Raw genomic sequence first — 21,226 nt, 5'->3', positions numbered from 1 at the left:
TGCCGCCTCGAACCGACCCGCCGGCGGGGACCGAACGAACCATGTCTGATCTTCTGCAGTTCCTGGTGTCCGGAGTGACGGTCGGCGCGGTCTACGCGCTCGTCGCCCTGGGCTTCACCATCATCTACAACGCGTCCGACGTGGTGAACTTCGCCCAGGGTGAGTTCGTCATGCTCGGCGGCATGATCTCGGTGGCCGGCGTCGCCGCCGGGCTGCCGCTGCCGTTGGCCGCGCTCATCGCCATCGTGGTGACGGCGGCGGTGGGCGTCGCGCTCAACGAGCTCGCCATCGAGCCGGCGCGCGGCGCTCCGGTGGTGTCGCTGATCATCATCACCATCGGCGCCTCCATCTTCATCCGTGGCGTGACGCAGATCGTGTTCGACAAGGGCCTGCACCGCCTGCCCGCCTTCTCGGGCGACACGCCGCTGCGCCTGTTCGGCGCCGCCATCTTGCCGCAGAGCCTGTGGGTGGTGGCCGGCGCCGTGGCCATCTTCCTCGGTCTCTGGCTGTTCTTCACCCGGACGCTGACCGGGCGCGCGGTGCTGGCCACCTCCAACAACCGGCTGGCGGCGCAACTCGTGGGCATCAACACCAAGTTCGTGATGACCCTGTCCTTCGCCCTGTCCGCCGGCATCGGCGCGCTGGCGGGGGTGCTCATCACCCCCATCATGCCCACCAGCTTCGAGGCGGGGATCGCGCTGGCGCTGAAGGGCTTCGCGGCGGCCATGCTGGGCGGCATGGGCAACCCCAAGGGCGCCCTCGCCGGCGGGTTTCTGCTGGGCCTCCTGGAAGCGCTCACCGCCGGCTATGTGAGCTCCCACTACAAGGACGCGGTGGCCTTCTTCGTCATCCTCGCCGTGCTGTTCGCGTTCCCGCGTGGCCTTTACGGCAGCAACCCGACGGAGCGCGTGTGACCATGCGGCTTTCGGCGAAGCAATCCACGCTCCTCGTGCTGGCGTTCCTGATCATCGCCAGCCCCTTCTTCTTCCCCTCCAGCTATTATTACCGGGTCGGCTCGCTGGTGTTCGTGAACGCCATCGCGGTGGTGGGGATTGTCGTTCTCACCGGCTATGCCGGGCAGATCAGCCTCGGCCATGCCGGCTTCGTGGGGATCGGCGCCTATGCCTGCGCGCTGCTGCCGGTGCATCTCGGCGTGCCGCCGGGGCTTGCCGTGGTGCTCGGCGCGGGGCTTTCGGGCGTGACCGCCTGGCTGGTCGGCCGGCCCATCCTGCGCCTCAAGGGCTATTATCTCGCGGTGGCCAGCCTGGGCTTCGGCGTGCTCGTGGCCATGGTGCTGTCCAACGAGGGGGCGATCACCGGCGGGCCGGACGGCATCAAGGTGCCGGACCTCGGGCTGCGCGGGTGGCTCGGCACCCTTGGCATCGAGCTGACCACCCCGCAATTCTGGTACGGGTTCACCGGCCTGTTCCTGGTCATCGGCGCGTGGCTGGCGCTCAACCTGCACGACAGCGCCACGGGGCGGGCGCTGCGCGCGCTGCACGGCTCGGAAGTCGCCGCGCGCACGGTGGGCGTGGACGTGGCCCGCGCCAAGCTGAACGCCTTCGTCATCTCGGCGGTCTATGCCTCGGTGTCCGGCTCGCTGCTGGCGCTGCAGAACCGGCTGATCACGCCGGACGTGGCCGGCTACATGCACTCCATCGAGCTCGTGACCATGGCCGTGCTGGGCGGGGCGGGCTCCGTGCTCGGTGCCATCTTCGGCGCGGCGCTGCTCACCATGCTGCCGCAGGTGCTCACGGTGCTCCAGGACTACGAGCACGTGGTGCTCGGCCTGGTGATGATGCTGGTGATGATCTTTCTGCCATCCGGGCTGCTTCCGAGCGCGCGACGTCTCATGCGGGGGAGGGGAGAATGACCCTGCTCGAAGTCCAGGGGCTCGGCATCTCCTTCGGCGGCGTCAAGGCGGTGAGCGATGTCTCGTTCACCCTGAACGTCGGCCAGATCGTCTCGGTCATCGGACCGAACGGCGCGGGCAAGACCACGCTGTTCAACATGATCTCCGGCATCTACCTGCCAAGAACCGGCAAGGTGATGCTGGACGGCGAGGACGTGACCGGACTGCGCCCGGACCTGCTCGCCACGCGGGGCCTTTCGCGCACGTTCCAGAACCTGCAGATCTTCCAGCAGATGAGCGTGCTCGAGAACGTCATCGTCGGCTTTCACCTGCACGAGCGCGGAGCGGTGCTGTCGGATTTGCTGGGACTTCCGGCCGCGCGGCGGCGCTCCCGCGCGGCGGAAGTGGGGGCGCGGGAGCTCCTGGAGCGGGTCGGCCTGTCCCGCGCGGCGGAGCGCGAATCGGGCGCGCTGTCCTATGGCGCGCTGAAGCGGCTGGAGATCGCGCGCGCGCTGGCCGCACGGCCACGGGTGCTTCTGCTCGACGAGCCTGCGGCGGGCTGCAATGCCGTCGAGACGGAGGAGATCGACCGCCTGATCTGCGAGGTGGCGGCCGAAGGCGTCGCCATCCTTCTGGTCGAGCACGACATGAAGCTGGTGATGCGGCTGTCCAATTGCGTCGTCGTGCTCGATCACGGCGAGAAGATCGCCGAGGGCGCGCCGGCGGCGGTCAGCCGGGATCCCAGGGTGATCGAGGCCTATCTCGGCACCGCGGCCAAGGAGGCGGCAGATGCTCACGGTTGAGGGCTTGCGGTCGCGCTACGGCCGCATCGAGGTGCTCCACGGCGTCGATCTGTCCGTCGGCTCGGGCGAGATCGTCACCGTGGTCGGCGCCAACGGGGCGGGCAAGACGACGCTCCTGCGCTGCCTCTCCGGCGTCCAGCCGGTGTGCGGCGGCGCCATCACCTTCCGCGGCGAATCCCTCACCGCCGTCCCGGCCTACCGGCGGGTGCAGCGTGGGCTCGCCCAGTCCCCCGAAGGCCGGCAGATCTTCACCAACCTCAGCGTGGAGGAGAACCTGCGCCTCGGCGCCTTCATCTTCTCCGACGAGCGGGTGGAGCGGGACATGGCCGATGCCTTCGTCATGTTTCCGGTGCTGAGGGAAAAGCGGAACCAGCTCGCCGGCGGCCTCTCCGGCGGCCAGCAGCAGATGCTGGCGATCGCCCGCGCGCTGATGGGCCGTCCCGCATGCCTGCTGCTGGACGAGCCGTCCATGGGGCTCGCGCCCATCCTCGTGGCGCAGATCTTCGACGTGGTGAAGAGCTTGAAGGCCCTGGATGTCGCGGTGCTGCTGGTGGAGCAGAACGCATTTGGCGCCCTGTCCATCGCCGATCGCGGCTACGTCATGGAAACCGGTCGCATCACCATGGACGGCAGCGCGGCGAACCTGATCGCCGACCCGCTCATCCGCGCGGCTTACCTGGGGATCTGAAGCGAGCCGATGCCGTCGCGCGGGCCACCCGGCCGGATGCCGGTGGAGGAGGGGGGCGTCGGCGGCGAGCCGCGTGCCACCCCGAATGTCATCTGGCGTCCAGCAGCCCTTGCCGGATCAGGGCACGCGCGCCGCGGCTCCAGGCATAGTCGGCGCCGATCCGTAGGTCGCTCTGCCGCAGGCGGACGAGGTCGCCGGTGCGCGCGTCGCGGATCTCGAAGCGCACGGCATAGTCGGTCCGGCTGATGCGCGTGATGACGCCGAGAAAGGAAAGGTCCGCCCCGAGCCGCAGCGCGATGGGGGCCTCGCAGCCGTGGCAGCGGTAGAGCGTGCGCTCGCGCACGTCGTCGTCGCCGGCCGGGGCGGTATCCACCAGCACGTAACGCCCGCTCTCGCCGATGAGCTTCAGGGCCTCGCGCGTCGCCTCGTCGAGATAGCGGCGGTCGGACGCCGGGTCGCCGGCGATGCCGGCGCCAGCGCTGAAGTCATCCAGCTCGAAGGCGAACACGGCGATCCGCGCCGGGACGGGACCGGCGGCGACCGCGACGGGGCCGATCGCCACGGCCAGCGCGGCGAAGGCGACCAAAGTCCGTGTTGCGTGAGGCATCATCTTGCTGTGCCTTCCGGGTCAGGAGGGGGGAAGGGCGAGGACCTGGCCGGCGATGAAGGTCTCGGCGCGGCGCCACGCCTCGTCGCTGTCGCCGCGGAAGGTGTACAGCTTCTCGAACACGACGCGCCCGGTCCTGAGATCGACGACCTCCACCTTCGCCCATTGCACCAGCGTGCTCATCTTATGGATGCCGCCGACCAGGAGCAGGTCCGCCCCCGCGTTGCGCGCCGCGGCAACCAGCTCCGGCATGGGGCTGCCCACCAGCGTGCAGGGCTTCGGCGTGCAGCGCGGGCTGACGAGACGGAACCGCTCCCCCGCCGAGACGTCGCGTGCCAGCCCCGACATGAACACCTCGAGCCGGGTCCGATGCTCCGCCGTCTGGTCGCGCGGCTCGCCCGAAGTGTCGAGATAATGGAAGTCGATCAGCGCGATGGCGCGACCCTGCCCGGCTTCGGCGGACCGGGCGCCGGGCGCGGCGGCGACGAGGCCGGCTGCGACAAGGGGAAGGAGAAGGCGGTGCATGCCACGGGCTCCACAGTTGCGCCCAGAGGATGCCGCGCCGCCGGCCGCCGCGAAAGCGAATCCGCCCCGAGCCGCGGCGGGAAAGTGTCCCGGAATAGACGCAATAATCGTGCGGATGTCGAAGTGTCTGTCGTCATGGCGCGTTTTGGAAAGCCGGCTCAGCCAAGGCGCTCGATAAAATCGACCCAGCATTTGCGACCCCGTTCGTCACGGCGCCATGTCGAGAAAAGAACTCACCGGCCGCCTGCGGTAAACACCACCGACCGGGCAGCACGAACAGGGTACCGGCGACGAGGCCACCCTTGGTGCGGTGAAACAGCCAGCCGAAGCACCCGCAGGCGCGCCGCTGACGCAGACGGCGCCGCAACGGGCTCATTGGCCCGGCTATCGGTGCCTTGTGGGCAGCGTGGGCCGGACGCAGAGGGGTTTCCGGTCTGTCCAGACCTTGCCAGTCTGACCAGGGCGGAGCCGCGCCGCCGCGGAGGAAACGACCCTCACCCTGCAACCCTCGAGGGTAGCCCCCGCCTTCGGCTGATTTCCGGGCAATTTGTGCCGAAAAAATGATCTTGCTTAAGCGGCGGGCTGCGGGCGATTGTGGTCAGGCCAGTCAGAACTGTTGGCCGTTCGCTTGAGCCAGATCGCAGGGTCGGCCCAAAGCGGGCCGCCTCCCCGGACGGACGGACCGCACGCAATGACCAAGATATTGAGCACGTTCATCGCGACCAAGACGCTGGGCCCGGTCCTGGCATTGGCCGTCCTGGGCGCAAGCGCGCTTCAGGCTGCGGCCGCCTGCGTGGCCGAAATCAAGGCCGCGGATCTGGTGACGCCGGGCAGCGTGCAACTCTCCATCAATCCCACCAATCCGCCCCAGCAATATGTCGATTCCGACGGCACGCTGAAAGGCCTCAATGTGGAGCTGGCGAACGAGATCGCGCCCCGGATCTGCACGCCCGTCACCCTTGTCCGCATGGACTTTCCAGGCATGATTCCGGCGGTGAAGGCCGGCCGGATCGACGGCATGAACACCGGCATGTTCTGGAACGAGGAGCGCTCCAAGATCCTCTTCATGGTGCCCTATGGCGTGCAGAGCCTGTCCGTCGTTGTGGCTTCGGACAAGAATGTAGTTGTCAAATCGGCGGCAGATCTGGCCGGCAGCGCGGTCGGCGTCGAAACCAACAGCTATCAGGAAAAATGGCTGACGACCTACAGCGAGAAGCTGGTCGCAGAGGGCGCCAAACCCATCACCATACGTGCCTTCAAGACCGCCACCGACGTCACCGGCGCACTTCTGGCCGGCCAGGTGGACAGTGCCCTTCTGATCGACAGCGTCGCCCACACCCTCGTAGAGAAAGGCCGGGTGCGCGAGAGCGTTACCGGCCTCGGCGAGAACCGCATGTCCATGGCCTTCCGCAACAAGGCGGTGGCGGAAGCGGTGGTGAAAGCCCTCGCGTCCATGCAGGAAGACGGAACCTACAAGAAATTGTTCGACAAGTTCGGCCTCCGCGGCCTCCCCGCCGGCCAAGTGGTCGCCATCGTCGGCCCAGGTCCGCAGTAAAGCAACGCTCCATGCATTATTTCAACGTCGATGCCTTCATTGGATACCTAAGCAACTGGTTTCTCATCGGTGGCGTTGGTGTCACCGTCGCGCTGACGGTTGCCGGGGTGATCGGGGGGCTGGTGCTCGGCATGGGCATCGCCCTCCTGAAGGTGGCGGATGCACGGCCTCTCAACTGGATCGCCGGCTTCTACATCTGGCTGTTCCGGGGCACGCCGCTTCTGGTCCAACTGGTGGTGATCTACACCGGCCTGCCGCAGCTCGGCATCAAGCTCGGCGCCGTGGAATCGGCCCTTCTCGGGCTCGTGCTGCATGAAGCCGCTTACTTGGCGGAGATCATCCGCTCGGGCTTCCTGTCGGTTCCCGTGGGCCAGCGGGAGGCGGCCTGGGCGCTGAGCCTCGGCCGGGGCACCGCCTTCTGGCGCGTGATCCTGCCTCAGGCCTTCCGCCTCATGATCCCGCCGCTCGGAAATTCCATCAATGGCCTCCTCAAGGCGACGTCGCTCGCCTCGGTGATTTCGGTGGAAGAGCTCATGCGGCGCTCCGAAATGCTGATGCAGGAGCAGTTCCTGACGCTGGAAGTCTATGCGGCGGCCGCCGTCTACTATCTCGTGCTCACGACGCTCTGGGATCTGATCCAGCGCCCGCTGGAGAAGCATTTCGGCCGTTCCATCAAGAAGGGAGGCCGCTGACATGCCCTCAAGGGAGACTCCGGCTGCGATGAAAACTGTCACTCCATCCGCCGGGCGGGCCGGTGAATGGGCGGTGCGCATGGAGGCCGTCTACAAGCGGTTCGGTGATTTCACCGCGCTGCGCGAGGTCGATCTCACGGTGAAGAAGGGCGAGACCGTGGTGATCTGCGGACCCTCCGGCTCCGGCAAATCCACGCTTATCCGCTGCGTCAACGGCACTGAGAAGCACGATGACGGGCTGATCTACGTCAACGGCATCGAGATGACGAAGGCCAACGTGGACAAGGTCCGGCGCGAAACCGGCATGGTCTTCCAGAACTTCAACCTGTTCCCCCACATGACCATCCTGGAGAATTGCGTGCTCGCCCCCATGAGTACGCTGAAAATGCCGCGCAAGGAGGCCGAGGCGTTGGCCATGGCCCTCCTGCAGAAGGTGCGCGTGGAGGACCAGGCGCGCAAATTTCCGAGCCAGTTGTCCGGTGGTCAGCAGCAGCGCGTCGCCATCGCGCGGGCGCTGGCGATGAATCCGAAGGTCATGCTGTTCGACGAACCCACCTCCGCCCTCGACCCCGAGATGGTGAAGGAAGTTCTGGAAACCATGAAGTCCCTGGCCCAGGAGGGAATGACCATGATGTGCGTCACGCACGAGATGGGATTCGCTCGGGAAGTTTCCGATCGCGTGATCTTCATGAACGAGGGGCAGATCATGGAGATCGAGAAGCCCGAGGCGTTCTTCGGCAATCCGAAGTCGGAGCGGGCAAAGCTCTTCCTCAGCCAGATCATCCATTGATGGCCTGGCCGTTGGTGCCGGAAGGACCACCCATGTCAGATGTCGAGCCCCTCTCGCTGACCGGCGGGACGGACCGGACTGGAACCACCATGAGCTCAACTCCGGTCCGGGCGCAGATCCCGCGCGACGTTTATTACGAGGACGTGGAGATCGGCGCGCGGTATCGCACGCCGGCGCGCACCATTTCGGCCGCCGACATCGCCGCTTTCTGCGCGGTGACGGGCGACCACCATCCCCTTCACACCGACGCCGCCTACGCCCGCAGCCAGGGCTTTGCCGACGTGATCGTCCATGGGCTCTTCTGCCTTTCCATCATGGAGGGGCTGAAGACGGCGAGCGGCCTTTACGAGCATACCTCGGTCGCCTCCCTCGGCTGGGATGCGGTGAAGTTCCGCGCGCCGGTGGTGGCTGGCGACACGGTGCATGTGGAGTTTGCCTTCACCGCCAAGCGACCCGCCTCCCGGGGGGACCGCGGCGTCGTCACCGAGGACGTGCTGCTCCTCGACCAGGCCGGGCGCGTGGTGGTGAGCGCCATCCACGCGGCCCTCGTGATCATGCGTCCAAACGCAAACCAGGACTAACCGCAAGGAACCGGAGCTTCCCCAATGCGCAAATTCATGGCTCTCTCCGTCCTGCTCGGCGCCCTCGGTGCCGCCCAGGCGGCCACCGCCGCAGACTGCACGCCCAAGGTTTCGGCCGACCACCTGGTCACACCCGGCAAGCTGCAGATGTCCACCAATCCCACCCTGCCGCCGCAGCAGTTCATAGATGAGAAGGGCGAGCTTCGAGGCCTTAACGTGGAACTCGGCAAGGCCATCGCCAAGAAGCTCTGCCTGGACATGGAATTCGTGCGCATGGACATGCCCTCCATGCTTCCCGCGCTGAAGGCCAAGCGCTTCGACGGCATCGACACGGGCATGTTCTGGACCGAGGAGCGCTCGAAGCTGATGTTCATGATTCCCTATGCCCAGCAGGCGGTGAGCATCTACACGTCGCCTGACAGCAAGCTGGAGATCGCCAAGTTCGAAGATCTGGCCGGCCACACCGTGGGCATCGAGACGGGGACCTATCAGGAGAAGCAGGCCAAGCTCCTCAATGAGAAGATGGTCGCCGCCGGCATGAAGCCCATCGAGTTCCGCTCCTTCAAGACGGCGTCCGAGACCACCGCCGCCCTGAAGGCCGGTCAGGTCGAGGCCGGCATCAACATCGATGAGACTGCGCGCGTGCTCGAGGAAAAGGGCCTGGCCAAGATCAAGGTGCAGGGGCTGAACGGCACCGACATCACCATCGATTTCATCGACCGCACGCTGGCGGATGCGGTGGTGAAGGCGCTCGTCGAGCTCAATGCCGACGGCACCTATGACAAGCTCTTCGACACCTTCAAGATGACCCGCCTGAAGGACCGCAACTTCGCCATCCGCGGGCCCGGCCCGGCGCAGTGATCTGGGGGCGGCTGCCATCCTCCCGGCCATGAAGCCGGGGAATGGCAGCCGCCTTTCCGCTCCCCGCCTTCCGCGTCACGGGCTCCGTTCCGGCCCGCGGCAAGCCAGGCAGGGACTTCGCCAGATGCTGGCGAACCGGACGCCGGTCAGCGTCCCTCGTCGCCCAGCTGCGCGAACAGGTCCTCCAGCACGGCGGCCTGCTGCATGCGAATGATGGCTTCGGCCATCTGGAGGTCCTGCCGGCGCAGCGCATCCAGCAGCAGCCGGTGCTCGCGCACCAGGCCGCGCTCGCGGCCCGGTCCGTAGCCGAAACGCAGGCGGAAGGCGCCGATGAGTTCCCAGCCGCGCAGGAACATGCGCAGCGCCTCCCGATTGCCGCCGAACTCCACCATGCGGGCGTGCAGGTCCCGGTTGAGACGCACGCCGCGCTCCCGGTCGCCCGCCGCCACGGCCTCCGCATAGGCCGTCGCCCGCGCCTCCAGTTCGTCGAGCTTGTCCAGCGTCATCACGCGCAGGAAGCGGCGGATGGCGAGCAACTGCAATTCGGCGTTCAGCTCGAACAGATCCTCGATGAAGCTGCGATCAAGCTTGCGAACCGTGGCGCCGCGATTGGGCTCGATTTCCACCAGCCCCTCGCCTTCCAGCTTGCGCAGGGCTTCGCGCAGGGGCATGGCCGAGAAGCCGAAGCGGCTGGAAAGATCCGCCACCTTGATGCGGGCGCCCGGCGCGTAATGGCCCGAGAGAATGTCCTGCCGGATCAGCAGGCAGGCCTGCTCGACCGAATTGCTGGCGGCGTCCTCGCCATTTTCCCCGGCCGGGGTCTGCCGGGCGGAGCGGGGGGAAAGTGTCATGGGAGCCACCGGACGGAAGGGACGGGCGGACGAAACCGGCCGCCTCGGTCCTTGGAGCCTGTTTGGAAACGTCGGACGGGTCGGTCCGCCGGGTCTTTCCGGCGCCCGGCTCGTCGAAAGCTTGGCCCGATGCGCGGCATCGCGCCGGCGCTTTCTCCTGCCGGATCGCCAAAAATCCCTCGACGGCCCTCAGCCGCCGATTTCCCAAACAGGCTCTTACACCCTGGACCGAAGGGCTTGTAAGGGGATGGGGCGCCGGCCCAGCCGCGTTTGAATGGCATCCCGCGCCGATCAGGCGGAGAGGAGACGGGCAAGGCCGGCGGCATCCACGGTCTGGCCCACGCGCGCCGCTACGTCGGCGGGCACGGGCAGCAGCGGTCGGCGGGGCACGGCGGAGGCGATCAGACCCAGATGCTGAAGCGCCACCTTGATGCGCGTATGCATCTCGATCAGCGGCGGGGCGCCGTAGATGGTGCGCACGATGGGGTAGAGCTGGTCGTTCAGCGCCCGCAGGGTATGCAGGTCGCCGGCCTCGGCGGCGGACCAGAGGTCGCTGAGGAGGTCTGGAATGAGGCTCGCCATGCCCGAGAGGATGCCGTCCGCGCCGATGGCCACCTGCGCCACCAGCCAGTGATAGTTGGAGGGCAGCATGTAGCAGCCCGGCGCGACGGCCTTGATGCGGCGCAGGTTGTCCTCATAGAGGCCGATGTCGCCGCTGCCTTCCTTCACCGCGATCACGCGCGGACGGGCGACCAGTTCGCCGAGAATAGCGGAGGAGAAGCCGTAGCCCGACGCCACCGGCTGCTGGAAGATGGAGAGGGGCAAAGAGGTGGCGGCGAGCACGCTGTCCACATAGTCCAGCGCATAGCGCGGGTCCGTACCCGCGCCGCCGGAGAATTGCGGCAGGGGAAAAAGCACGGCGGCATCCACGCCGGCCGCTTCTGCCATCTGTGCCTGGGCCACGGCCTCGGCGGTGGACCAGGCGATGATGCCGCTCAGGAGCGGCACGTCCGGGCCGATGAAGGCACGGGTGCGGCGGATGACCTCGATGCGCTCGGCATCGTTAAGGGTCGCGCCCTCGCCGGCATGGCCGTTGACGAAGACGGCGCGAATGCCCTTCGGCCGGGTGCAATAGGCCAGCACCCGCTCATAGCTCGCCCAGTCGATGGAGAAATCGTCGTGAAAGGGCAGGATGGTGGCGACGGTGACGCCGGACAGGTCGACAGATCGGGTCAAGGCGGGCTCCTTGCGTCGGTGGGGCGGGCGGGCGCCGGGCTCAGCCGTGCGCGCGGGCGAGCTGGCGGGCGATGATCAGCCGCTGGATCTGGTTGGTGCCTTCATAGATCTGGGAGAGGCGGACATCCCGGTAGAGCCGCTCCACCCGATAGGCGCGGGAATAGCCATTCCCCCCATGGATCTGGAGGGCGTTGGAGATGGCGCGGTTGGCCATGTCGGTGGCGAACAGCTTGGCCTCCGCTGCCTCCCGCGCGATCTCGTGGCCGGCATCCATCAGCCGCGCGGCGTGCTGGATGAGCAGGCGCGCGGCGGAAATCTCCGTGGACATGTCCGCCAGCATGAACTGAACTGCCTGGAAGCTGGCGATGGGCGCGCCGAACTGGATGCGGCTCTGGGAATAGGCCAGGGCATCCTCAAGGCCGGCCTGCGCCATGCCGAGCGCCATGGAGGCCATCATCAACCGCGAGAAGTTGAAGTTGGCCATGGCCATCTTGAAGGCGCCGTTCTCCGGCCCCAGACGGTTGGCGACGGGCACCCGCACGCCATCGAAGCTGAGGCCGCATTCGGCTAGGCCGTGCATGCCCAAGAGCTCCTCGGCCTTGCCGCGGCTGATGCCGGGGCGATCGGTCTCCACCATGATGCAGCTGAGGCCGCGTTGGCCCGCCTGCGGGTCGGTCTTGGCGAACACCAGCACCACATGGGCGATCTCGCCGAAGGTGACCCAGGCCTTGGTGCCGGTGATCACATAATCGTCCCCGTCACGCACCGCTTGGGTGCGCAGGCCCGCCACGTCGGACCCGTAATCCGGTTCGGTCGCGGCGGTGGCGACGATGACATCGCCGGCGAGCACACCCGGCACGAGGGCCTGATGTACCGGGCCGCCATGTTCGGCGAGGAAGCGCGCGGCCTCCACCGGAATGGCGAAGGCATTGCCCACGGCGCCTGAGCAGCGGGCGATCTCCTCCATCACCAGGCAGGCGGTGGCCGCGTCCATCCCGGCGCCGCCTTTCTCCTCGGCGAGACCGATGCCGAACAGGCCGAGCTCCGCCAGCCCGCGATACAGCTCCCGCGGGAAGCGGTTGTCCCGGTCGATGGCGGCGGCGGCCGGCAAGATCTCGGCCTCGGCAAAGCGGCGGGCCGTGTCGATGACGAGGCGCTGGTCGCCGGTGAGCAAGCGATGCACGGTCTTTGATCTCCCGAATTCCAAAAAGGCTATGATTTGATCAAGTCATGTGGCTCGTGCCGCCTTCGAGCACGCCGCCATGGGCGATTTCGCTCACCGTGCGCTCGAAGAAATAGATCACGACGGCCTTTTCCGGGACGTCGTAGCTCTGCGCCGCAGCGCGGGTAACGGCCGCAGCGGCCATCCGCCGCATGTCTGCCGTGCGGGCGATGGCATGCAGCTTCACAAAGATCCGCCGCGTATCCGCCGGCGCCGGCATCTCGCCCGCATGGGCGTAGGCATCGGCGGGAGACAGCTGGAAATAGCAGGAGATGATGGCCGGATCGATGCCCCAGCATCGGGCCAATACCGCGGTCATGTGCCGGGCGGCTTCAGCCCGGGCGACAGGCGCGCGCCCGTCCGCGCCGGGAAAGTCATTCACTTCGAGGAAGGGCATGGCGGGGTCCTGCGCAAAGGCTCCGGCAGAGGGCCGACGCTGCCGCGCCGCTCCTGCCATCTGAACATTGATTGGCTAAAAATATGATCAGATGTCAACTTGATCTGCATATGTCAGATCAAATAATAATCTCGTGCCCACTGCCTGGCGGATAGCGTCCCGCGAGTCCGCAGGATGCGGGCCCCTTTTCGCCCCATGCCGGAGCTTGTGCCGTGACGTCCTTCCGAGGCAGTTTCACCGTGATGGTCACCCCGTTCACAGCCGATGGGCGCCTGGACGCGGAGGGGCTCGCCCGCTTTGTGGACTGGCAGGTGCGCGAGGGGGTCCACGGCCTCATTCCGCTCGGCTCCACCGGTGAATTCCTGTCGCTCACCCGCGCCGAGCGCCGCCGGGTGGGCGAGATCGTGGTGGAGGCCGCCGCCGGGCGCGTGCCTGTCCTCATCGGCACCGCGGCCGAGTGGACGAACGAGGCGGTCGAACTGACACGGGAGGCGGAAAGCATCGGCGCCGACGGCGTGATGATCATCCCGCCCTTCTATTCCTCGCCCACGACGGACGAGATCTATGCTCATTACCGGACGATCGCCGCGGCGATCCACATTCCGATCATGATCTACAACAACCCCTTCACGTCCAATGTGGACCTGCCGGCGCGGCTGGTCGCCCGGCTGTCGGAGATCGACAACGTCTCCTACATCAAGGAATCGAGCGGCAGCGTGCCGCGCACGGCGGAGATCATCCGGCTGTGCGGCGACCGCATGACCGTGTTTTCCGGCTATCATCCGTGGGAGAGCTACCGGGTGGGCGCGGCGGGCTATGTCTCCGTCTTCTCCAACATTGCCCCAGCGCTCTCGGCGGAGCTTTACACCCGCACCGTCGTCGAGAACGACTTCGCCGGCGGCCGGGCGATCGCCGACCGCGTCGCCCCGCTGCTGGATGCACTGGCCGGCGACCTTTATGTGTCCGCCACCAAAGCGGCCCTCGGCATGATCGGCCAGCCGGGCGGCCCGCCGCGCGCGCCCCGCCTCCCCCTTCCGGAAGACCGGAGCGCGCCCCTCAAGGCCGTGCTGGAAAGCCTCTGCCTCGTTTGACCCTGTGGGCGGGATGCGCCAGCCTCGGGCTCTCCGGGCGCCCCGGTGGATTCCGCGACAGGCCGGCGCTCTGGCGCCCTTCGCCCAGCCCTTGCCCTTTCGCCCCGTTTCGTCTCCGAGGGTTTCCGCACCATGATCGCTCCCGACCCTGCCGATGCGTCCGTGACCTTCGGCGCCCGCCTACGCGGCCATGCCCGCGCGCGCGGCAGCGCCACGGCCATCACGGTGCTGTCCCCGGACGGCACAGCCCAGCCCATCGGCTGGGAGGCCCTCGACCGCCTGGTGGACCGGATCGCCGGCGCCCTCATGGGTCGGGGCCTCGGGCAGGGCAGCGTGGTGGGCATCGGCCTGCCCAACGGGCTCGCCCACATCGCCCTCGTCCTGGGCGTGTGGCGCATGGGTGGGACCGTGCTGGCCTTCGATCACCGCCAGCCGGCCGCCATCCTGGCCGGCATGTGGGACCGCGCGAAGGCGGCGCTCGTCGTCGTGCCCCCCGCCGTGGTCCCGGAAGATCACCGGGTAGCGCCGCTGCCCGGCTTTTGGGAGGACGTCGCCAATCGGGCGGAGGCGGTCGTGCCCGACCAGGTATCGCGGCCGGGCAAGATCCTGCTCTCCGGCGGGTCCACCGGCGTCTCCAAACTGATGGCCGACGATCTACCCTGGCGCTTCGTGCCCGGCCGGCCCTGGGGGGACGTGGCGCCGGCGCTCGGCTTCCGGGCCGACCAGGTGCAACTGGTGGCGGGCGCCATGTCCCACAACGCGCCGCTCACCTGGGCGCAGATGGGGTTGTTCGAGGGACATCATCTCGTGGTGCTGGAGGCCTTCGGCGCGAACCTTGCGCTCGATGCCATCGACCGTTTCGGCGTCGGGTTCGCCATGGTGGTCCCCACCATGATGGTGCGCATGCTGGATGCAGATGCCCGGCGCCCGCGCAGCCTCGCCTCGCTGGAGGCGCTGTACCACACCGGCGCACCCTGCCCGGGCTGGCTCAAGGCGGCCTGGATCGAGCGCCTCGGTCCGGCGCGGGTGACGGAGATGTACGGCTCCGGCGAGAATGTTGGCCAGACCATCATCACCGGCACCGAATGGCTGGGTCATCGCGGCTCCGTCGGCCGCCCCTTCCAGAGCGCGGCGCGGATTTACGCCGCCGCCGGCGCGCTGCTGCCTGCGGGCGAAGTCGGCGAGCTCTTCATGCGCCGCGACGGCCATGTGGCCCCGGAAGCGCGGGTTCGCTATCTCGACCCCGGCGTGGCTTCCCGCGAGGACGCGGACGGCTTCGTGAGCGTCGGCGACATGGCCTTCGTGGATGGCGACGGTTATGTCCATCTCGCCGGCCGGCGGGACGATGTGATCAACTCCGGCGGCGTGAAGGTGCATCCCGAGAAGGTGGAGGCGGCCGTGCTGTCCTGCCCGGGGGTGCGCGATGTGGTGGCCGTGGGCCTTGATGACCGCGACTGGGGCCAGCGCGTGCATGTGGTGATAGAGCCGGCCGATCCCGCCGCTCCGGTGACGCTGGCTGACGTGCGCCGGCACTGCGCCGGATTGCTCGCGGCCGATGAACTGCCGAAGAGCCTCTCCGTTGTGGCCGCCCTGCCACGGGACGGCTTCGGCAAGGTGAAGCGGCGGATGGTGCAGGCGGCGGAAGAGCAGCACACCGGCTGATGGACCGGGCGTGCGCCGCCGCCCGACCTCGGCATGGCCGTAGCCGGTCTCCCGCCCGGGACCGGCGGGCAGGACCGGGCGGGCAGGACCCGAGCGTCGGCCCCGATCGCGCCCCGGGGCCGTGGGCGCTCACAGCCCCCGCGGCCGGGCGAAGTCGGAAATGTCCCGCGACAGGATCTGCCCATGCCCGGCGGTCCCGGTCACCTTGCCATCCTCGGCGACCACGACGCCCCGGGAGAGCGTCATCACCGGCCAACCCGTCACAGCGAAGCCTTCCCACGGGGTGTAGTCGGCGCCGTGATGGAGGATCTCCTGCCGGATGGTTTCGCGCTTGGCTGGATCCCACAGGGTAATGTCGGCATCGAAGCCGACACCGATGGAGCCCTTCTGCGGATAAAGGCCGTACAGGCGCGCATGGTTGGTGGCGGTCAGCGCCACGAAGGTCTGCAGCGAGATTCGGCCCTTCGATACCCCTTCCGAGAACAGGATCGGCAGGCGCGTCTCCACGCCCGGAATGCCGTTCGGAACCCAACGGAAGGAGGTGCGTGCCTTTGGGTTCAGCTTGCCGTCCACGGCATCGTAGCGGAACGGACAGTGATCCGACGAGAAGGTCTGGAACACGCCCTGCGTCAGCCCCTCCCAAATGGCGGCTTGGCTGTCCGCATCCCGCGGCGGCGGGGAGCAGACATATTTCGCCCCCTCCATGTTGAGCCCATCCAGGTCTTCCGCCGTCAGGGTGATGTATTGCGGGCAGGTCTCAGCATAGATCTTCATGCCGCGCTGCTGCGCCCAGCGCACCTGTTCCATCGCCTCGCGACCGGAAACGTGCACGATCACGATCGGGACATCCACCAGTTCGGCATGGCTGATGGCGCGGTGGGCGGCCTCGCGTTCCACCACCTGCGGCCGGGAGGCCGCGTGGAAGAAGGGACGGGTTTGGCCGGAGCGTTCAAGCCGCTCGGTCATGTAGCGGATGGCGTCATAGCCCTCGCAATGGACCATGACCAGCGCCTGCTCGCGCCGGGCGACCTCGAACACCTCCAGGAGCTGACGGTCGTTCAGCACCAGATCGTCATAGGTCATGAACACCTTGAACGACGTGTAGCCATCCTTGACGAGCGCCGGGAGTTCCTGCCCCAGCACCTCCGGCGTCGGGTCGGAAATGATCAGGTGGAAGGCGGTATCGATGATGCACCGGCCTTCCGCCAGCGCCCGGTACTCTTCCACGCACCGGCGTAGCGAGGTGCCCCGCTGCTGGAGCGCGAACGGCATCACGCAGGTGTTGCCGCCGGCCGCCGCCGCCGCGGTGGCGCTTGCGAAATCATCGGCCATGGAGATGTCCGGTCCCTGATACTGGGAGATGTGGACATGGCTGTCGATGCCACCCGGCAGCACCAAAAGGCCGGTGGCGTCGATCTCGCGCGCGGCGCCGGTGACGGAGGCGGACAGGGTGGCGATGCGGCCATCGCGAATGCCGATATCGGCCTTCATTGTGTCGGCGGCGGTCACGATGGTGCCGCCGCGAATGGCGAGATCGAACTCGGGCAAGGTTGGGTCTCCGCAAGAGGGCCAGCCGGCTCCAGGCGGTTGGGAGGCGCGGGCGGAACGAAAGGGGAGCGGGCCAGTCCGCGGCAGTGTGAGCGGATCGCGCCCTTCCGGTCCAGATCAGGGACTGGCGAAGTTTCAGTCACCGACGCCGCGAGACTGGGCAGATGCGGATTTTCAGACGAGATGGTGGCCCGAACACACACCTGGATGTTGCCGCACCTTGAGCTGGTCTGGCCTGTCAAATGAGGAGGAGGACGAGGGAAAGGACGAGAAAATATTTATATGTCAGCAGATTGGCTTGCCACCGCTTGGCCGCTGGGGCTCGCTCCCATGGGGGTGCCCAAAAAAGCGCCTTGCCCCGAAGGGAGTCTTATGAAAATCTGGTCAGACCAGATGATGTTCTGAATTGTATTTTCCTTCATTGTCGTTCAGTTTCGGGATAATGCCGCTCTCGGCGGCGATATGTCCTGAATATAATAAGTATTTATGGAGTATATATTCAATCTATGTTCGGAGTTTAGGTATCATATTGTTAATTTTGCATCGGAATTCCACGCGAGTCGGGTGCAGGGATGTCGGATGTCAGGTTCTTTCCCTTGTCGTGCGCTTTCCGAGCGTGATGCGGCCGTGATCTCTGTTTGAGATCGGGCAGCGCCGTTGGAAACGGACCTCTCGTCTTCCGCCGTGCGTGGAGCGTCATTCCAGCCGCCCGTCAGGTTTTATTCTTTCCGGTCTTTCCGGCGCGCGCATGAGGCGAGCTGCCGGCCCAGGTGTCCCGTCCGTCGCCCGTGCTGTTCGCGAGGAACTTCAGATGCCCCGATTTGGTCTGGCCGCCTGTGTCTTTCGCAGCGTAGAGGTGGTGAGCGTCGCCCGCACGGCCGGCTTCGACCTGTTGGTGGCGGATATGGAGCACAGCGCACTTGCCATCGGGGATGTGACCGCGCTCTGCCTTGCCGGGCGCATGGGCGGCTTTCCGGTGGAGGTTCGCGTGGGTGGGCCGGACCATCCCGACCTTGCCCGGGTGCTCGACTGTGGTGCCACGGGGGTGATCGTGTCCCACGTGGACAGTGCGGCTCAGGCGCGCCGGATCGCCGAGCGCACCCGCTTTGCGCCGGCGGGCAACCGCTCCGTGCCGAGTCCGCTGGCCATCTTCGGCTTTCGGGCCGTCGATCCGCAGACGCTCATGGCCGGCTGCGAGGCCGAGGTCCGGGTTACGGCGATGATCGAAAGCGCCGAGGGACTGGCGGACGCGGAGGCGATCGCGGCCGTTCCCGGCATCGACGCGCTGATGGTGGGCGCCAACGATCTGGCGGTAAGCCTTGGACATCCCGGCGATGTGGGCCATGAGCGGGTGCGCGACGCCTTCGCCCGCATCGCCACCGCGGCGGCCGCCGCCAGCAAGGAGTTCTCGGTCATCGGCGTACCGGAATCGCTGCTCCCCAGCCATGCCTTTGCGCTGGGGGCAAAGACGGTGATCGCCACCAACGACATCAACCTGCTGGTCGACGGCGGAACGGCACTGGTCGCGGCCCTTGCCGCTCGAGCCGCGTCATGACGAGAGACTGGCGGATGGGGCGGGCGCGGCCGGCCGCCGCGGTTTCACAGGATGGTGAGGCCGGCCCGTGCGGCAGAATTGAGGATGTGGCTCTCCATCGCCCGCCGAGCCGCCTCCGGTTGGCGGGCGGCGAAGGCTTCCAGCACCCGGCGATGCTCGGCGGCCGTTTCGCTCAGTCGCTCGCGCTCGGTCATGGGAATGCGCTGGCTTTCCACGAACACGGTACGGATGTCCTGATAGAGCTTCTGGAACATGGCGTTGCCGCACAACGAGAAGATCAGGTCATGGAAGCGGGTGTCGGCGTCGGCGAGCGCCAGGCCGTCGCGCCGCTCGGCTGCGGCATCCATGACGCTGCTGATGGCGTCGAATTCGGCGATCACACCGCCATGGATCGTCGCGGCGGTGAGGGCGGCCGCCAGCCCCTCGATGGCAAGCCGGGTCTGGTAGACGTCGCGCAGGCTGAAAAGCTGGTTGTAGCGCCATTGCGCCGGAGCTGCGGCCCGGGTGGCCGGATCGATCACATAGACGCCGCGGCCCGCCTCCACGCTGATGAGCCCGAGGGTCTCCAGAATGGAGAGCGCTTCCCGGAGCGACGGGCGTGACACCCCGAGATGATCGGCCAGTTGCCGCTGGGCGGGGAGCGCATCGCCGGCCTTCAGCCCGCGCTCGCGGATCAGCGCCTGAATGGCCTCTGCGGTGCGAATCGGGATCGGTTGGGTCGCTTTCTTCAGCACACTCATGTTCCGCTTCGCGCGCCGCGCCTGCATCCTCACGGGCCGCCGGGCCGACTGCGTTATGCATACCAGTTAAAACTGGTCAGACTGGTAAGTCTAGACGATTTGTTCCCGCGCACCGGCAGCCCGCTCTGCCCGTCCCCACGATGAAAGAACAGGCCTATGAGTTCCGATACAGGCGTGCCGGTCTCGGAGGCCAGCGCGCACGTCCTGCGGCCGCTGACGGCCGACGCGTTCCGTCGCTTCGGACAAGTGCTGGTAACGGACGCGACCTATACGGTGAACCTCGGCCACGCCGACCGGACGGATCTGCTCACCTGTCTGGCCCATCGCGAAACCGCGCCGCAATTGTGCCTGTCGCATTTTGACGTGCGGCCAATGGCGCTGCCGGCGACCATCACCGAGCTGGAGGCTCATCCCTACACCGCGCAGATCTTCCTTCCGATCAGCGAATCCCGTCCCGTAGTTGTGGTGGCGCTGGCCGGCCCGGATGGGCGGCCGGATCCACACTCGCTGGCGGCCTTCCTCGGCGCGCCGGGGCAGGCCATCCTCTATGATGCCGGCGTCTGGCATGCCGGCCTCACCACGGCGAGCGCCCCCGGCCGTTTCCTCATGGCCATGTGGCGCGGCAGCCGGCCGGACACCGTGGTGGAGCCCCTGCCGCGACCTTTGGTGGTCGATCTGGCCGGCTGATGCCGCCCAAGGTCAGCTCCGGGTCAGACCGGCGAGACGGGACCGCGTCTCGGTTTCCAATACCGCGAGGAAATCTTGTGCCAGACGCGACAGCGCGCGGCCGCGCGGCAGGACGGCTTGCAGCCTCAGCCGGATATCGGGCTTGAACGGACGCACCACCAGAGCATCGAACCGGCTGGCGAACGCCGTGATCTCATCGAGAATCGTGGCGCCGCAGCCTTCCTGCACCAGACGGGCTGCGACGTTCAGGAAACGCACGTCAATGGCGGGCTGATAAGGCACGCCCGCGCGGCGGAAGGCTTCCGCGATCAGAAGACCGATACGGTTGTCGGGACGCGGGGCAACGAAGGGCCCCTGCGCCAGATCCATCGGGGTCACGACAGGCAAGTCGGCGAGCGGATCATCGGCCCGGCAGATGGCCACGGCGGCGAGTTCCGCCACCGGCTTCACCTCGATCCCGTGGCGACCGTCGGCTTCCATGGCCACGCCGATGTCGGCGAGCCCGGTCTCCACCGCTTCCAGAACACTCACCAGCGGCCGGGTGTCGAGGGAGACATGCACCCCGGGGCGTCCAGCCAGAAAGCGCGGGATGACGAGGGGGAGCAGGGTTTCCGAGAGCTCCGCGGTGGCCACGAGCCGGATGCGCCCGGCCCGGCCGGCCTTCAGGTCGGCCGCCCGCTCGGCGACGGCGCGCTGATGCAGGAACAGCGGTTCCGCCTCCTCCAGCAGCAGCCGCGCCTCATCGGTCGGCACCAGCCGGTTCGAGATCCGCTCGAACAGGGAAAAGCCGAGCAGGTCTTCCATGTGGCGGATGGCGTTGGACACCGCCGATTGCGACATGCCCAGTTCCTCCGCCGCGCCGACCGTGGTGCGGCAGCGCATCACGGCCCGGAACACTTCGAGCTGGCGGAGGTTCATGAAGCCCATAAGCGGGAAGCAGTCCCTTGACGGTCAGGATGCCACGACCCAATCGCCAGGGCGACCGGGAATCGGCTTCAGGCGGATGCGGCGGAAGTTGGTCACGAACGCCGTAAAGGGTCCAAAACCCTTGATGGCGTTGAACTCTGGGGTGTCGTAGACCTCGGGACCATCGATCTCGTAGAGCGCGGCATATTTCGGCCCGCCCTCGTCCACCAGCCGCCGCGTCGCCGCGCGCCAGCCGGGGCAAGCGAGGATCTCAGGGATGTGCACGTTCTCATACCATTCGTTGAACGCGGCTTCCTGCTCCGGGGCGATATCCACCATCACCATATGGATCATGGGGGCGTGCGGGTCATGGGGCG

23 protein-coding genes are annotated in these 21,226 nt (G+C 67.3%); 13 read left to right on the top strand and 10 right to left on the bottom strand.

All coding sequences use genetic code 11. The features are described 5' to 3' along the window. The first annotated feature begins 41 nt into the window (after positions 1 to 41). Genes EZH22_RS21865 through EZH22_RS21850 form a run of 4 tightly spaced genes read left to right on the top strand, consistent with a single transcriptional unit; the run spans position 42 to position 3,343 of the window. Positions 42 to 914 carry a branched-chain amino acid ABC transporter permease gene (locus EZH22_RS21865; protein WP_203192531.1) on the top strand — a complete coding sequence of 291 codons (873 nt, stop codon included), beginning with the start codon at positions 42 to 44 and terminating at the stop codon, positions 912 to 914. A 2-nt stretch (positions 915 to 916) separates the two neighbouring features. Beyond that, entirely contained in the window at positions 917 to 1,873 is a 957-nt protein-coding gene (locus EZH22_RS21860) for a branched-chain amino acid ABC transporter permease (RefSeq protein ID WP_203196688.1), read from the top strand. Next, positions 1,870 to 2,655, top strand: a complete 786-nt coding sequence (locus tag EZH22_RS21855) for an ABC transporter ATP-binding protein (protein WP_203192530.1) — start codon at positions 1,870 to 1,872, stop codon at positions 2,653 to 2,655. Before EZH22_RS21860 ends, EZH22_RS21855 begins: the two co-directional genes overlap by 4 nt. Then, a complete protein-coding gene (locus EZH22_RS21850; protein WP_203192529.1) occupies positions 2,642 to 3,343 on the top strand; it encodes an ABC transporter ATP-binding protein in 702 nt (233 codons plus the stop codon). The genes EZH22_RS21855 and EZH22_RS21850 overlap by 14 nt, the downstream gene beginning before the upstream one ends. An 88-nt stretch (positions 3,344 to 3,431) precedes the next feature. Here the strand turns inward: EZH22_RS21850 and EZH22_RS21845 are convergent, their stop codons facing one another. Both EZH22_RS21845 and EZH22_RS21840 read right to left on the bottom strand, forming a co-directional pair. Continuing rightward, positions 3,432 to 3,953, bottom strand: a complete 522-nt coding sequence (locus tag EZH22_RS21845; RefSeq protein WP_203192528.1) for a DUF3280 domain-containing protein — start codon at positions 3,951 to 3,953, stop codon at positions 3,432 to 3,434. An 18-nt stretch (positions 3,954 to 3,971) separates the two neighbouring features. Then, positions 3,972 to 4,475, bottom strand: coding sequence for a DUF2380 domain-containing protein (locus EZH22_RS21840; RefSeq protein ID WP_203192527.1), 504 nt, complete (start codon positions 4,473 to 4,475; stop codon positions 3,972 to 3,974). Between the two features lie 691 nt (positions 4,476 to 5,166). Here EZH22_RS21840 and EZH22_RS21835 point away from each other — a divergent pair. The 5 genes from EZH22_RS21835 to EZH22_RS21815 are packed head-to-tail and all read left to right on the top strand — an operon-like array spanning position 5,167 to position 8,954. Further along, positions 5,167 to 6,030 carry an ABC transporter substrate-binding protein gene (locus EZH22_RS21835; protein WP_203192526.1) on the top strand — a complete coding sequence of 288 codons (864 nt, stop codon included), beginning with the start codon at positions 5,167 to 5,169 and terminating at the stop codon, positions 6,028 to 6,030. A gap of 11 nt (positions 6,031 to 6,041) precedes the next feature. Next, the gene (locus tag EZH22_RS21830; RefSeq protein WP_203192525.1) at positions 6,042 to 6,722 is read left to right on the top strand and encodes an amino acid ABC transporter permease; all 681 of its coding nucleotides are present in this window, start codon (positions 6,042 to 6,044) and stop codon (positions 6,720 to 6,722) included. 28 nt (positions 6,723 to 6,750) lie between these two features. Beyond that, positions 6,751 to 7,512, top strand: coding sequence for an amino acid ABC transporter ATP-binding protein (locus EZH22_RS21825; protein ID WP_203192524.1), 762 nt, complete (start codon positions 6,751 to 6,753; stop codon positions 7,510 to 7,512). Positions 7,513 to 7,544: 32 nt separating this feature from the next. Beyond that, positions 7,545 to 8,093, top strand: coding sequence for a MaoC family dehydratase (locus EZH22_RS21820; protein ID WP_231711094.1), 549 nt, complete (start codon positions 7,545 to 7,547; stop codon positions 8,091 to 8,093). A 24-nt stretch (positions 8,094 to 8,117) separates the two neighbouring features. Next, the gene (locus EZH22_RS21815) at positions 8,118 to 8,954 is read left to right on the top strand and encodes an ABC transporter substrate-binding protein (protein WP_203192523.1); all 837 of its coding nucleotides are present in this window, start codon (positions 8,118 to 8,120) and stop codon (positions 8,952 to 8,954) included. 146 nt (positions 8,955 to 9,100) lie between these two features. On the opposite strand, the gene EZH22_RS21810 is transcribed toward EZH22_RS21815, so the two are convergent. From EZH22_RS21810 to EZH22_RS21795, 4 genes are all read right to left on the bottom strand, one after another. Then, positions 9,101 to 9,805: a GntR family transcriptional regulator gene (locus EZH22_RS21810; protein WP_203192522.1), complete on the bottom strand. Its 705-nt coding sequence runs from the start codon at positions 9,803 to 9,805 to the stop codon at positions 9,101 to 9,103. 291 nt (positions 9,806 to 10,096) lie between these two features. Next, complete coding sequence (locus EZH22_RS21805) at positions 10,097 to 11,041, bottom strand: dihydrodipicolinate synthase family protein (protein ID WP_203192521.1); 945 nt, start codon at positions 11,039 to 11,041, stop codon at positions 10,097 to 10,099. A 40-nt stretch (positions 11,042 to 11,081) separates the two neighbouring features. After that, a complete protein-coding gene (locus EZH22_RS21800) occupies positions 11,082 to 12,224 on the bottom strand; it encodes an acyl-CoA dehydrogenase family protein (protein WP_203192520.1) in 1,143 nt (380 codons plus the stop codon). A gap of 40 nt (positions 12,225 to 12,264) precedes the next feature. After that, positions 12,265 to 12,660, bottom strand: a complete 396-nt coding sequence (locus EZH22_RS21795) for a hypothetical protein (RefSeq protein ID WP_203192519.1) — start codon at positions 12,658 to 12,660, stop codon at positions 12,265 to 12,267. A 242-nt stretch (positions 12,661 to 12,902) separates the two neighbouring features. Between EZH22_RS21795 and EZH22_RS21790 the strand changes: the two genes are divergently transcribed. Both EZH22_RS21790 and EZH22_RS21785 read left to right on the top strand, forming a co-directional pair. Beyond that, positions 12,903 to 13,751, top strand: coding sequence for a dihydrodipicolinate synthase family protein (locus EZH22_RS21790; RefSeq protein WP_231711565.1), 849 nt, complete (start codon positions 12,903 to 12,905; stop codon positions 13,749 to 13,751). A 132-nt stretch (positions 13,752 to 13,883) separates the two neighbouring features. After that, entirely contained in the window at positions 13,884 to 15,413 is a 1,530-nt protein-coding gene (locus EZH22_RS21785) for an AMP-binding protein (protein WP_203192517.1), read from the top strand. 129 nt (positions 15,414 to 15,542) lie between these two features. Here the strand turns inward: EZH22_RS21785 and hydA are convergent, their stop codons facing one another. Continuing rightward, positions 15,543 to 16,961, bottom strand: a complete 1,419-nt coding sequence (gene hydA, locus EZH22_RS21780) for a dihydropyrimidinase (protein ID WP_203192516.1) — start codon at positions 16,959 to 16,961, stop codon at positions 15,543 to 15,545. A gap of 811 nt (positions 16,962 to 17,772) precedes the next feature. On the opposite strand from hydA, the gene EZH22_RS21775 reads away from it, so the two are divergent. Further along, a complete protein-coding gene (locus tag EZH22_RS21775; protein ID WP_203192515.1) occupies positions 17,773 to 18,516 on the top strand; it encodes an HpcH/HpaI aldolase family protein in 744 nt (247 codons plus the stop codon). 44 nt (positions 18,517 to 18,560) lie between these two features. Here the strand turns inward: EZH22_RS21775 and EZH22_RS21770 are convergent, their stop codons facing one another. Then, the gene (locus tag EZH22_RS21770) at positions 18,561 to 19,283 is read right to left on the bottom strand and encodes a FadR/GntR family transcriptional regulator (protein ID WP_203192514.1); all 723 of its coding nucleotides are present in this window, start codon (positions 19,281 to 19,283) and stop codon (positions 18,561 to 18,563) included. Between the two features lie 129 nt (positions 19,284 to 19,412). Here EZH22_RS21770 and EZH22_RS21765 point away from each other — a divergent pair, with 129 nt between their 5' ends. Further along, positions 19,413 to 19,943, top strand: coding sequence for an ureidoglycolate lyase (locus tag EZH22_RS21765; protein WP_203192513.1), 531 nt, complete (start codon positions 19,413 to 19,415; stop codon positions 19,941 to 19,943). Positions 19,944 to 19,955: 12 nt separating this feature from the next. Here the strand turns inward: EZH22_RS21765 and EZH22_RS21760 are convergent, their stop codons facing one another. Further along, positions 19,956 to 20,870 (bottom strand): LysR family transcriptional regulator, encoded by a 915-nt coding sequence (locus EZH22_RS21760; protein ID WP_203192512.1) that lies wholly within the window; start codon positions 20,868 to 20,870, stop codon positions 19,956 to 19,958. Positions 20,871 to 20,894: 24 nt separating this feature from the next. Continuing rightward, complete coding sequence (locus EZH22_RS21755; RefSeq protein ID WP_203192511.1) at positions 20,895 to 21,203, bottom strand: DUF4286 family protein; 309 nt, start codon at positions 21,201 to 21,203, stop codon at positions 20,895 to 20,897. Positions 21,204 to 21,226 lie beyond the last annotated feature (23 nt).

The sequence above is a fragment of the Xanthobacter dioxanivorans genome (assembly GCF_016807805.1).
Taxonomy (GTDB): domain Bacteria; phylum Pseudomonadota; class Alphaproteobacteria; order Rhizobiales; family Xanthobacteraceae; genus Xanthobacter; species Xanthobacter dioxanivorans.
Note: the sequence above shows the minus strand (reverse complement) of the source record. Positions and strands in the feature narration are given on the sequence as shown.